At 56.7% G+C, this 12,733-nt stretch carries 11 protein-coding genes and 1 pseudogene; 3 read left to right on the top strand and 9 right to left on the bottom strand.

The features are described from left to right. Both B5V02_RS40500 and B5V02_RS08950 read left to right on the top strand, forming a co-directional pair. A pseudogene (locus tag B5V02_RS40500) lies at positions 1-356 on the top strand (hypothetical protein); the annotation flags it as partial. Between the two features lie 311 nt (positions 357-667). Continuing rightward, the gene (locus tag B5V02_RS08950; RefSeq protein ID WP_111543876.1) at positions 668-871 is read left to right on the top strand and encodes a DUF680 domain-containing protein; all 204 of its coding nucleotides are present in this window, start codon (positions 668-670) and stop codon (positions 869-871) included. A 902-nt stretch (positions 872-1,773) separates the two neighbouring features. On the opposite strand, the gene B5V02_RS08955 is transcribed toward B5V02_RS08950, so the two are convergent. Continuing rightward, a complete protein-coding gene (locus tag B5V02_RS08955; protein ID WP_111543877.1) occupies positions 1,774-2,667 on the bottom strand; it encodes a LysR family transcriptional regulator in 894 nt (297 codons plus the stop codon). A 369-nt stretch (positions 2,668-3,036) separates the two neighbouring features. Between B5V02_RS08955 and B5V02_RS08960 the strand changes: the two genes are divergently transcribed. Continuing rightward, entirely contained in the window at positions 3,037-3,405 is a 369-nt protein-coding gene (locus tag B5V02_RS08960) for a DoxX family protein (RefSeq protein WP_111543878.1), read from the top strand. Between the two features lie 86 nt (positions 3,406-3,491). Here the strand turns inward: B5V02_RS08960 and B5V02_RS08965 are convergent, their stop codons facing one another. The 8 genes from B5V02_RS08965 to B5V02_RS09000 all read right to left on the bottom strand — a co-directional run bounded on the left by B5V02_RS08965 (position 3,492) and on the right by B5V02_RS09000 (position 12,729). Next, entirely contained in the window at positions 3,492-3,887 is a 396-nt protein-coding gene (locus tag B5V02_RS08965) for a hypothetical protein (RefSeq protein ID WP_146606033.1), read from the bottom strand. A gap of 242 nt (positions 3,888-4,129) precedes the next feature. Continuing rightward, positions 4,130-4,864, bottom strand: coding sequence for an SDR family NAD(P)-dependent oxidoreductase (locus B5V02_RS08970; RefSeq protein WP_167458432.1), 735 nt, complete (start codon positions 4,862-4,864; stop codon positions 4,130-4,132). Next, complete coding sequence (locus B5V02_RS08975; RefSeq protein WP_111543881.1) at positions 4,854-5,582, bottom strand: SDR family NAD(P)-dependent oxidoreductase; 729 nt, start codon at positions 5,580-5,582, stop codon at positions 4,854-4,856. The genes B5V02_RS08970 and B5V02_RS08975 overlap by 11 nt, the downstream gene beginning before the upstream one ends. After that, positions 5,579-6,481 (bottom strand): polysaccharide deacetylase family protein, encoded by a 903-nt coding sequence (locus B5V02_RS08980; protein ID WP_111543975.1) that lies wholly within the window; start codon positions 6,479-6,481, stop codon positions 5,579-5,581. Before B5V02_RS08980 ends, B5V02_RS08975 begins: the two co-directional genes overlap by 4 nt. A gap of 97 nt (positions 6,482-6,578) precedes the next feature. Next, complete coding sequence (locus B5V02_RS08985) at positions 6,579-7,583, bottom strand: ABC transporter permease (RefSeq protein WP_111543882.1); 1,005 nt, start codon at positions 7,581-7,583, stop codon at positions 6,579-6,581. Next, positions 7,580-9,064 carry a sugar ABC transporter ATP-binding protein gene (locus tag B5V02_RS08990; protein WP_111543883.1) on the bottom strand — a complete coding sequence of 495 codons (1,485 nt, stop codon included), beginning with the start codon at positions 9,062-9,064 and terminating at the stop codon, positions 7,580-7,582. Before B5V02_RS08990 ends, B5V02_RS08985 begins: the two co-directional genes overlap by 4 nt. Before the next feature lie 15 nt (positions 9,065-9,079). Beyond that, the gene (locus B5V02_RS08995) at positions 9,080-10,174 is read right to left on the bottom strand and encodes a substrate-binding domain-containing protein (RefSeq protein ID WP_167458433.1); all 1,095 of its coding nucleotides are present in this window, start codon (positions 10,172-10,174) and stop codon (positions 9,080-9,082) included. A 230-nt stretch (positions 10,175-10,404) separates the two neighbouring features. After that, entirely contained in the window at positions 10,405-12,729 is a 2,325-nt protein-coding gene (locus B5V02_RS09000; protein WP_111543885.1) for a penicillin acylase family protein, read from the bottom strand. Positions 12,730-12,733: the final 4 nt, after the last annotated feature.

Consider the following 12,733-nt stretch of genomic DNA (forward strand, 5'->3'; position numbering starts at 1 on the left):
TTGTGCAGGTGGTGGGGTCGTGGTTGGTTGCTGTCCAGGGGTGGGAGCGAGTGTTCTGGGAGGGGGGGTTCGGAACGGAGCTTAACCTCGCGGGCTGGGCCCAAAAGCTTTCGGGTAAACCAGCTATCACTGTCGGTTCGGTGACGCTCAAGCGCGATGTCATTGATAGCCGCGGAGGCTCGGGCAGTGAGGCTGCCGACAATCTTCCTCTACTCTTTGAGATGATGGCGCGCGGTGACTTCGATTTCGTTGCGGTCGGACGCGCGCTGATCGCAAACCCGTCCTGGCCACAAAACGTACGCGACGGGCAGCCGATTCAGCCCTTCTTGGAAAGCGCGCTGGCGCAACTCAGCTAACGCTCAGACCCGAACCCGTCTTTTGCCGGCGTGAGATCAGCAAAAAATGCATTTGTTGCGTGAACTTTTGGAAGCGACGTCGCACGCCCAAATCTCGCCCGTTTCTGTTCGGCCCGCTGCTTTGGACGGGAACGCCTGTCTCCGCGTTGCATGGTGAATGGCCAATAACCATCGCGTTTTTCGATAAATCAAATCAGAAAATATTGTCTTCCTAGATGCATTGGCAGGAACCATATGGAAAGTGGAAGTAAACACGAAGCGGCCGAGGAACCGTTTCTGAGCCACAACCTTCGATATCAGGAGTATTTAAAATGACCAAAATCGCTCTTACCGCCGCCGCCATCCTGGTTGTCACTGGCAGTGCCTTTGCCGGCAGCGACAACTATGGCTCAAGCAATTCCCACGGAGGTCACGTCGACAGCACTTCCACGGCCTCCGTTCGCGCGCCCGCGACCGGCGTTGACCACAACTCCAACGGTGTCCGCGAATCCGGCCAGCGCATTTGGGGCCGTTGAGGCGCCTCGTTTAACTAGACGGGAGCTAACCCCAGATCAAAAGTCCGTAAGGCGACCGCGGTCGCTTCCACTACCACTGCCACCACTGCGCTTCTTGTTGCCAGCAACGCCGCGTTTACAGGCGCGGACCGTTCATACGGCTCGGCCAACGCCGCTTTGGTTGACAGATCATACAGCGTCCCAATCAAGAATCCGGACGCAATGCCCAGAAGCGTTGATCCGGGGCAGCGACCGCGATTTGTTCGGCACCACCAATGAGAGAACTTTCTGGAGAACTTTAAAGCGGTGGGATCGTCCCGCCGCTTTAAAGTCGTTTCCCAAACCAAACCACGGATCTGGCGGCGTAGAGCTACGGGCCCGAAGAAGATAGAAACAGGCGGTCCACACACCAGTCAATTAGAGGGCGTCCTGCGCACGGCCATTCCTCGTCACGCTTCACCGAAACGCAATCAAATGGGCTCGAGAGGTGTTGATATGACCGAGGTCAGCCACAGGACGGTGTCCCCCCTACTAGCTGCAGTTGAACAGCGCGCCTGGCGCGGCGAGTTCAGCCATCCCCGTCGGAGGCCACTGCCATCGGCTGTTACCAGGGGAGGGAAAGGAACCTCCGACCGCGAGGGGCGCTATCGGAGGTTCCAGGATCGGCATTTTTCCATAGCGGGATGCGCCGACCCCATGCACTTTCTTCCTCTGTTGGGGACCAGAGCGCGAGAGCGTAAATTGTCAATCCAAATTGATATTTCCAATGTCTATAAAATAGCATCGAGCGTGCATCGTGATAGCCTCTATCATTCGATACAACATATCACCTTCGCCGATACACGGTCGTTGATCACGTCCGAGAACCCCAGGACCATCGTGGAAGCGAACATGCAAGGTTGTTCCGCTGCGTTACGCAACGATCACAGCGTCCCCTCGCCCAGCGCCTTTCCGATTTCCTCGGCAAAGAGCCGCATCCTGAGATTAAGCCGGCGGTCTTCCGCGTGTACCAGAAAAATCCCCCATTCCGGCACGCCGAGATCCGGGAGAACGGTTACAAGGTCACCGGTCGACAGAGCGCCGGCCGCTACAAAATCGGGAAGCCGGCCGATACCCATACCTTTGCGGACGGCCTCCAACAGGAAAACGCCGCTGTTTGAATTCAGGAAGGGTTGACACTCGAATATGATCGGTTTTCCATTCTCAGTGATGAAATCCCAAGAGGCCCGCCGCGCATTGCCGAAGTACAGCAGCTTGTGCTGTCGCAAATCCTCAAGGGATGTCGGTTCTGAGTTTACTTCGAGATATTCGCTACTTCCGACAAGCAGATGCTGCATCCTGCCAATCTTTGTCGCCGACGCGTCTATTTCTTTGCCCGATGCGATACGGATTGCAAAATCATAGTTTTCTCGAGCCAGGTCGACTTTGCGATCGTCGAAATCGATCGTGAGTTTGATTTCGGGATGCCTTTGCTTAAAGGCAATCAGGGTCGGATTGAGGAATGCAAGGCCAAATTCACGGGGAACGGAGACAGACAAGGGTCCGGCAAGATTGCGTGGCGCATTTGCGAAGTCGCCGTCTATTTCTTCGACATCCCCAACGATACGAACCGCACGCTGGAAGAGCTCCCGCCCCGTCTCGGTGAGGGCCCAAACCCCCGGCGCGCGATCAATCAGTCGCGTACCGTATCGTTCTTCTAGCAAGTTGAGCCGCCGACTGACCGCCGACTTAGCGATCCGAAGCTTATCCGCAGCCTTCGAGATGCTGCTGTTCTCGACCACAAGCACAAACAATCGGAGATCTTCGACCTGTCCCAATCCGCTCTCCTTTTAGGCTCCTCGCTGCCTGTTTTTTTCCCTTATCAAATGCTTGGAACCGTCGGTTCTGAGCGTCCAGAAGCGAAGAAGCCCCCGCCAAGAAGTCATCGTAGATCAATCGTTCTTGCCGACATTTTCGCCGCGAGCGGATCCGCGCGGTCGCATCCGAGGGCCAAGTGCCCAGCGACTGAAAACGGGCGCGAATAGGTCATCGGCTCACAGAATCGCACCTCCGAAAATAGGCGATCAGATGTTCTAAAAATTAGAACATATCGGCAGAATTTTAGCGACTTGTCGTGAAATGAGGTCGGTATAACTTTGAGACAATACAGATCGCTGAGCGCTGTTGATGATTGAAGGGTGAAGACCATGTCGCCGAAAACGAAGCAATACGGATTGACCGCAATCAAGGTCGTGCTCACGCTGGCTTTTGCTGCGGCGGGAATCGCCAAGCTAGCCGGCGTCGATATGATGGTTCAGATATTTGGTGCCATCGGCCTTGGCCAGTGGTTCCGGTATCTGACCGGATCGATTGAAATCATCGGCGTGGTGCTTCTCTGGGTGAACGGTACGCAGTTTATCGGCGCGGGCCTTCTGCTGTGCACAATGATCGGCGCGCTGGTGGCGCACACCTTTGTCCTCGGGCTCGGCTCGGCCCCCCCTGCCGTCGTCCTTGGCGTGCTGGCAGCTGTCTTGGTCTTCACCTACCGCAAACAGAATCCAGTCGCCGGATTTTAGCGATAGGGCCGCAAGGACCGCACAATGGGATTCAACCACATTCTGGCGTTTTGCATGCCCATCCAACCGGAGGATGACGTCGGGCTTCATGCCGGGTGCTTTTTACCGATACCAAGCTGAGCAATTGTTGTCAGGACAAATGCGATCACCCAAAGCAGAGGACCCGCGAGGCCCGGCCACGGTGGGATTAATCCCGGCATCAGCACGAAAATGACGAATGGGATATCGGCAACAGCCAGAAGAACCGCGTTAAGCCAATAACCTCGACGATCATTGCGCCAGTTCAGCAAAACCGCGATCACGATGGCCGCCAGAGCAAAGGCCAGAAGATAAAACGCGTCCTGCTGAAGGCGAGCTCGGATCATTCCGTCCGCCTGCCCCGCGAGCCCATTGACGGCTTGGGCTGCCATCAAGTGAAAAATACCCCACAAGATGTAGAAAACAGCGCCAATTCTTGCAGCCCATTTCGACAATTCCGGCATCGTCACTCCCATTTTCCGTGCTGCATCCAGTATGCCGGCATCCGTTCGATCGGCAAGGAGATCCGCAGGACGTTTCCGTGACTGGATCCAACGATAATCCGCTCCTGGAGATGATATACCTGCGAGGCTCACGACCATTCGAGTTATGTTGATGATGACCGCAAGGTTCGGAATTTCCCGCGCTCTAGAGCCATGCAGCCAGCCGCGGATAACGCCGCTTTTCCTACCAGGAGAGGCGCAAATCAAGCCGTAGCCGCGCCGTCGACCGCCAATTCAGCCCCGCTGATATAAGCGCTCGCGGGCGAAGCCAAAAATGACACGCTGCTGGCAACTTCCTTCGGCTTGCCCAGACGGCCAAGCGGAATTGAGGCGCGCAGGCTTTCCAGGAACTCCTCCGAGTTTTCGTTCGCCATTGGCGTATCGCAGAGGCCTGGGTGAATAGAGTTTACCCGAATTCCCAATTCCGCAAGCTCTCTCGCCGCAACTTTGGTCATCCCCCGGACAGCCCATTTTGTCGACGCGTAGGCGATGGTGCCAGGATAACCCGTTAATCCGCCCGTGGAGGAAACATTGATGATCGAACCCCCGCCCTTCCTTCGCATCAGGGGGATCGCCGTTTGGATCCCAAGCAGGACCGAGAGTTGGTTGACCCGAAATATCTCGCCAAATCCTTCAGACGTTTCATCGGCGATGGCTTTTGGCCGGTAGATGGCTGCGTTGTTCACGAGGACGTCTAGACCCTGAAATTGCTCATCGAGAACATGCGCCAATGCAAGCCAATCTTCGTTACTGCTCACATCCATCTTCACAAATGAAGCGCTCGGTAGACTTTCGGCTAACGATCTCCCTGTCGGCTCGTTCAGATCGGCCACGACAAGATGAAAACCATCGTTCGAAAGGCTCGCCGCAATTGCGGCACCGAGACCGGAGGCGCCGCCAGTCACAACCGCGACGCGTCCTGGCGTGTCATTGACCAAGATAGCCTCCGTCGACGGGCAGTTGGACGCCGGTGATGTAACTTGCTTCATCGCTCGCCAGGAAAAGCACAGCGTTTGCCACCTCTTCAGGCAGACCAATGCGGCCCAGTGGTGTGAGCGAAACTGTCTGCGCCTGTCCCTCGCCGTCTCTAGCCCTTGCCATAGGGGTGTCGATAAGGCCGGGATGGATCGAGTTGACCCGAATCTTGTCCTTCGCGTAGGTCATCGCGGCGTTTCGCGACATCATCGTGACCGCGCCCTTGCTTGCGTGATAGGCCGCAATGCCGGCGACAGCTCCTAGTCCAAAGATCGATGAGATCGTGACAATGCTGCCGCCGCCACCGGTCTTCATCACCGGGACCAGGGCGCGAAAGGCGCGCATCAACCCGTTTTGATTGACCTCTATGACCTCGTCCCAGACGGAATCGGTAACCTCGTGATAGGCCTCGTAGGCCGTTATCCCGGCGGCTGCGACAAAAATATCCAATCGTCCGTGGGTCTGTTGGATCGCCCGGGCAATTGCCTTCCATTGGCTGTCCGAGCGAACATCGAACGGACGATAGTCAATGCCAGGCACGGCGAAGTCGGGCCCGTTCGACTTGATGTCAAGGCCAATAACCGTCGCGCCTTCTCGTGCGAGAAGCTCCGCCGAGGCTTTTCCAATGCCACCGAACGCGCCGGTGACAAGGGCGACTTTGCCCGAGACCCGCGTCGTCAAAGTGTTGAATCCCACGCCCTTGAACGGGCCGGTCCGGCGCCATCGGGAAGGCTCGGCGTCTTACCCTTTCTCCATTGTCGGGTATAGGCGTCGCAGGTCGAGAAGGATACACCTTCGTGCTTCACGACATGTTCAAGGAAACGCTCGAGCATCAGCATACGATACCCTCTACCGATAACCTGCGGATGCATGGTTATCGTCAAGAGGCCGGCGCCGATGTTCTGATAGAGATAGTCGAATTCTTCCTTCCACACAGTGAGAGGATCATTAGGGTTGCGCAGACCAGTGGTCGTCCCCATGGGAGTGACAACAAATTCAAAATAGGGCCAATCATCGAGATGCCAGGCAACGGGTACCTCGACCAGATCGACGGGTTTCCCGAAGCGATACTCTTCCGTGGTCGACCATTCATCACCGATCCGACACCAGTATGGCGTGAAATCTGCACCCATCATGCTGCTTTCGTATTCGAATCCCATTTCCAATAGCAGCGGTATCGTCGACGGGCTGTTGTCCCAGGCAGGTGATCGATACCCAACCGGCCGAACACCAGCAATTTTATCAAGCGCTTCGAGTCCACGCTCCAAGACGGCGCGTTCCTCGTCGGGCGCCAGGGTGATCGGATTTTCGTGAACCCAGCCGTGATGGCCAATCTCGTGGCCGTTGTCGACGAGTTCGCGGACGTGGTCAGGAAAGGCAAGGGCAGTGTGGCCAGGCGTGAAAAAAGTCCCTTTGGCGTCGTACCGTTTCAGCAAAGCTTGGATACGACGAACGCCGACCGGACCGAATTCGCCGCGTGAAAGCATGCTCGGCGATGTCGCCCCGAACGTCCCTATCCATGTTGAATAAGCGTCAAAATCGAATGTGAGGGCAATCGTTACATTCTTATGCGGGGCCATGGCGCGTGCTCCCATCTCGTTTTGAATTGCTCATGGTTTGGAAAAACCCTTTAGAGGCTTCCGACCGGAGGTTTGCGAAGCCAGTTCCTTGGCGGTGCTATTTGCGTCCACCACGCACGCGGGTCAGATAACCGGAGAACGCCACGGCAAGAAGCAGCATCGCGCCGTTGAAGAGATCCTGAACCCAGGGCGCGAACCCAAGCTGTTGAAGCCCACTGACGCCGGCCCCAAGCAGGTAGACACCAACCAGTGTTCCCCAAACATTGAAACGGCCTGGCGTGATGGTCGTGGCGCCGAGGAAGGCACCAGCGTAGGCCGGCAAAAGATACCCGGCCGCGGCAAGAGGCTGCCCAGAGCCGAGTAGGCTGCCGCTGACGATCGCGCCGAGCCCAGCCAAGACTCCGGCGATGACGAAGGCAACCGTCAGCGCACGGGAAATACTGATGCCGGCAAGCCGCGCTGCAGCTCTGTTGCCTCCGACGGCACGCATGTGCCGGCCGGTGCTGGTAAATTCAAACAGCGTGTAGAGCAATATTGCGACGATCACGACATACCAAATCGGCATTGGAATGCCGAGCGGGCTGATTTGAGCGAGATTATAGAACGCGTCCGGAAGCGCGCCCGTGACAACCATGCCGCCAGAGTAGCCGACGGCCAAGCCTCCCACGACCGTGGAGAGGCCCATGGTGGCAACGAACGAGCTCACTTGCATTCGCACGACCAGGAAAGCGTTGATGAGACCAGCTGCCAGGCCTAAAGCCACAACCGCAACGCAGGCAGTTGGCCAGCTCCACGAGCTGTTCGCCATCAAACCGATGACCATGACTTGGCACAATCCGAGAATGCTGGCGAAAGACAGATCGAATTCACCGACGATCAGAACACCTAGGATAGAAAGCGCAAGCAGCGCGACAATGGCCTGCGACGTCGCTATGGACAGCAGGTTGTCGACGGTGAAGTAGGTGTCCGGCTTCAAGATCGCGAAAACGCCTATCATCAGCAGGACAACCAGCACCAAGCCGTAGTTGCTGACTGCCGTATCAACGAGCTGACCAAGCGCAAGTCTTTTCGACTGTGGAGATTTGGTGGCTATCGAGTTCATGCTGCCTCCTGCTGCGCCAGTGTCGCGATTTGTTCTGCATCAAGCGGGTGGTCATCAAGAATCTGCGCAATCCTTCCTGCTCGGAAGACGTACACACGATCGCAGACTGCGGCCACTTCGTCGTGGTCGGACGATGCCACAATGAAACTTATGCCTTTGCGCGCGTGATCCCGCATGAGATCGTAAAGTGCGTATCGTGTTGGCATGTCGACGCCAGCGGTCGGATCGTCGAGGACGACAAGCTTGGGGGAACTTTCCAAGCCACGTGCAAACACCACTTTTTGAGCGTTCCCGCCGGACAACTCGCCGATAGCCTTGTGAGGCGACCGAGGCCTTACATCATAGTCGCGGACCGCCTGCTCGGCGCGCTTGCGTTCCTCGGTGCGGTTTCTAAGCCAGGATGAAAGCGACGTTCGCGTGGGGTGTAAAAACAGGTTCTCCTGAACTGTCATAGTGCGAACGATCGCCGTATCGCGGTCCCCGGTAATAAATGACACGCCCTTTCTGAGGGCGTCATCCACGTTGCGTGGCTTGTAGGTCTTTCCGTCGAGGGAAACGTCCCCGGTGAAGGGTGTAATGCCTGACAGCGCTCGCCCCAAAACATCCTGACCAGCGCCCCGAAGACCCACGCAACCCACGATTTCGCCTCGGCGAACCTCAATCGCGATATCACTGAGATTGCTTGCCGAAAGGTGCCGACACGTCAGCACAATGTCTTCATCGCTGTCGGATTTTCCCGGCTGGCGCACATGCCTTTGGACGGCTTCGGCGCCGATCATATGTTCGATCAGGTTGGTTTCGGTCAGACCTGCGACAGGACCATGAAAGCTTCGCCTGCCGTCTCGAACAACCGTGACCTCGTCTGCAATTGTGAGCACCTCACGCAGCCGATGGCTGACATAAATCATTCCCATGCCAGCAGATTTCAACCGCTTGAGGACGGCGAACAGCTTTTCCACGTCGTTGCCCGGAAGCGTTGCCGTAGGCTCGTCGAGCACGAGGATGCGGGCATCGAGTCTGAGGGCTCTCGCTATGGCAACAAGAGCACGGTCGGCTACAGCGAGTTCCGTTACCGGCGTTGCGGGGTCGAAGTCGGCTCCCACCATCGCCAGGCTTTCGCGAGCGGTCTTGTAGACCGCCTTCCAGTCAATCAAGCCGGCCATCCTGGGATATTCGTGACCCAGGATGATATTTTCAGCTGCGCTCAGTTCAGGCACGAGTCCAAGATCTTGATGAATGAAGACGATTGCCGGGTGATCACGACTGGATTTGACAATTTCGATCGTCCCCTCGTCCGGCTTGTTGATGCCGGCCAGGACTTTGATGAAAGTCGACTTCCCTGCGCCATTCTCGCCGATCAGAGCGTGAATTTGGCCAGGCTTCACAGTCAGGTCAAATTCCTTTAGCGCAACGGTCGCACCGAATGTCTTGGTAACATTCCGAGCTACAAGTAACGGCCTCTCTTCAATCGTCCTGCTCATTGTCCCGTCCTCGCTTTACTTGGCAATTCCCCATAGTTTGCGATATTCGGCTTTGTAATCGAATGTCGAGACATCTTCCGCCATGCCCGAGCCGGTGCATGTTTGCTTGGTCATAAGGAAGGCTGGCACGGCCTGCGGAGCCGCCTTTTCGCCGTTGAACGCGCGGTTGAGCTGATCGACCGCTCCCCAACCGGTCCAAGCAAGCATCGTCACGGCGATGGCATTCACTTTCCCTTGTTGGCAGAGCTGCATCTGCTGTTTGTTTCCATCATAGCCGACAACTTTGACTTCACTCCTGCCCGCAGCGCGAAGTGCCGGCACCACAAGACCATCAACCGTCCCGAAGGGAGCGACGATGTAGGTTGCGTCCTTTCCAAAGCGGGCAAGCAGGCTCTGGACCTGCTGCTGCATCACAGATGGATTCGTCGCCTGCTGGATCGTCAGGCCGACCTCGTCCAAGACCTTGCAGCCTCCACATGTCGCGAGCACCTTGGAAACATTGTCCTGACGCTCCTTGACTCCGGGAAACTCATCATCCCGAAGGATGATCACGCCGGCTTTGCCATCGCTATCGGCAATGATCCACTTTCCGAGCATGACGCCCTGATCGGTCCATTGATGCTCGACGCTTCCGAAGATAAGCGGATCCTTGGAGATAATGTCTGCGGCGTTGATGACCGGAATCTTGTGCTGCGTGGCGTAGCGCAAACCATCCTGAATGAGGGCCGAAGGAAGAGAAATGTCGATAATCCCATCGGCCTTTGCGTTGGTGGCGGAGCGAAGAGCGGCATTGTAAAGGCTTGGATCGCCCTTGCCGTCGACGATCGTTGGCGTCCAGCCGAGTTCCAATGCAGCTTCGTAGGCAGACTGTGCGTCGACGCTGCAGTTTGACGCCTGAGCACACGAAATGATCGTTACGGATTTTCCCTTGGCTACGGTCGGGGATGTTTTGGGACCCGGCCAAGCGCCAGGCATCGCCGAGACTTTCTCCACGTAGGCCTTGGCTTCTGAGATGACCGACGGCTCGGTCCCCGCGGCCATCACCGCAGAACCCAAAGCGGCTATCATTGGCACAGCAATAGCTGCGGAAGCGATGAATCCTCTTTTCATTTCGTTACCCCTGAGTTTTGAGCGTTCAACTGCCATAGGCTAGCGTGAACGAAGATGCCCGATCGGTCAACATATTTTTGCCAATCTCGGTCATTTCGGGAAAAGTTATGACTGGATCGTCAGAATCAGCCAATTTTTTCAATGCCGAATGACCGAGTGTGATACCTTCGTCCGTTGGCGACGGGATGCGAAGGGGCTCGTATCGTGGAACGCGACGAATGCGTTCCGGCTTACGGTGAGTTCGCTGGCTGGAACTGCGTCAAGACTGAAGACGCTGCGATGTCATCCCAATCATAAAGCATCGGGATCGCCTTTCCTTCTGCCCACAACTGGTTTTGATCACCACGGTGCCGGCTGAGAGGCACGCCGGAGGCCCCCTGGAAGACGATCCAACTGCAGTTCTTCCAGGCTCCAACATCAAAATTTGTACGAGCAAGCGCTGAGTATTTGGTGCTGAAATCCTCACCGGCGCTGAAGCCTGTCGCGAACACGGTGTCGTTGTCACCGCCGATTGGACCGCAAGACATGTTCAATTCGTGAGATGCCTCCGGGAAGACCGACGCAAGCGGATGCTTCAGGCTTGGCGCGTGCAGATGCGACCAAGGCTCGTCATCCGCAACCGCCTCCAACATCGCGAGCGCCTCGTCGAAGACCTGCGACCACGTTAAGCCGCCGAGCAAGTCCTCGTCTTGAGCTCGCAGCAAGGAAGGTACAGTCCACCATAGATGCTTTACCAGGGCATCCTTACTGAGAAGGCTCGAGTATAGCGAAGCGGCTCCGTCAACGAGACCGCTGCGTTGACCGACAACCAGCGCAACGGCAACCCTGAGCCTGGCGTAAACAGTGGCGGCTTTGGAGCCTGCCGCCATATGCCCATCCCAGCCCATCAGCAATGCCAGAAGCTTGTTGGCCTTTTCAGTTTTTCCGGCGTGATTGCGCAGTTGTTCCTTGAATAGAAGTGCAGGAGCACTCAGGACGTCCATGTAGATTGGCGACATTGTATCAATCGATGGCCTGTCCATTGCGCTGAGAAGTTCTGATATTCGTCGCGCGCGATAGGGTGGGTGGCAATCTGTGCAGAAGTAATGCCCTTTGTCGTCCGCTACGACACGATTGTTGGCCGTCACAACAAGCCCGTTAAGCGGATCGACACATTCGGGCATCTCTTCATGAGGGATCATGCCCCCCCATTCATATTCCCCGGTCCAACCGGGGACAGGCAACCAGCCGTTCTCCCTTGGTCGAATTGGGACTTTGGCACGAACCCGATGGCCAATGTGCCCATCCACGTCCGCAGCGACCAGATTGTGGTCGATGATGCCCCAGCCTTCTATCGCTTGATAAAGCTCACGGACGCTTTGGGACTTAAGCATCCGTGGCAAACAGTCAAAAGACGTGTCGGTCTCGGCAAACTGGACTGTTTGGATTGCAAGTGCCGAACCATCGCCGGGATTTCCCGCGATGACAGGGCCGTGGCGCGTCACCACGATATCGACCGAAACGTCGCCCGCATTTCGAACTCTGATTGTTTCTTGCCACCGTGCTGTCGGTTCCCACTGGCCCTTAAATAGAGCAGCGGCTCCATCGTCACGGAAGCGCTCAACGAAGAGATCATGGATATCCATGAATGCGTGGGTAACGCACCACGCAACGTTTTCGTTGTGCGCCACATGCGGAAATCCTGGAACTCCCGGGACTGTCAATCCAACCGCATCAAACGTACCGCAAGCGACATGCGCCTGGGCGTACATCGACGGAACCTCGAGTTCACGATGCGGATCCCCCATAAGGATGGGCCGGCCGGTAGACGACAGATTGCCGGAAATGACCCAGTTGTTACTGCCGCCACCGGTAAGGTCGGCTGCTTGCGACGCAAGCAATGCTTCGATCGCCGGCCTCAGTTTCGACAGCGTTGGCCCGACTGCTCGACCGTATTCCGCGCCAGGAGGAATGCATAACAAGTCGATCCCTCCGTCGTCATAACGGAGCTTTCCGATATTCTCAGGCCCAACGGCAGGCAATGCCATTGCTCTAAACAGCTTCAACCAGAATGATCCCATCAAGAATCCGATTTGCCGCATTGCTGCTATCGAATTCCACGGCTGCCACGCCTCAGGTGCCTCGCCAAGCAGAGAGTATTCTCTGGGAAATTCCCCCCTGTCGATGAATGCGTTGACACCAGCTGCATAGGCATCGAGCATCGAGCGCGCCTCATCGGTTAATGCGGCGTAGTCGCGCTCAGCTGCGCGCCGCCCACCCAGGCGCCGGGCAAGTTTGTCTGCCTCGATGCCCGCTGCACCACCCCATTCTGACCAGCGGCCGACAGCTCGCCGTCTCAGCATGTCCATCTGCCAAAGCCGATCTTGTGCGTGGGCGTACCCAAGCAGAAGAAAGGCATCCCACTCGGTGTCGGCCTTGATATGGGGTATGCCCCATTTGTCGCGCCACAGCGCTCCGTTGGCCTTGAGGTTGGAAATAGAGTGTTTCTGGTCGGAGGAAGTATGCATTTCTTTCCGGTCCTCGCTGACAGCCTGCGAAGGCAAGCCGAGCGTCATTCAA

Origin of the sequence: Mesorhizobium kowhaii (assembly GCF_003253745.1) — a bacterium.
In the GTDB taxonomy this organism is placed as follows: domain Bacteria; phylum Pseudomonadota; class Alphaproteobacteria; order Rhizobiales; family Rhizobiaceae; genus Mesorhizobium; species Mesorhizobium kowhaii.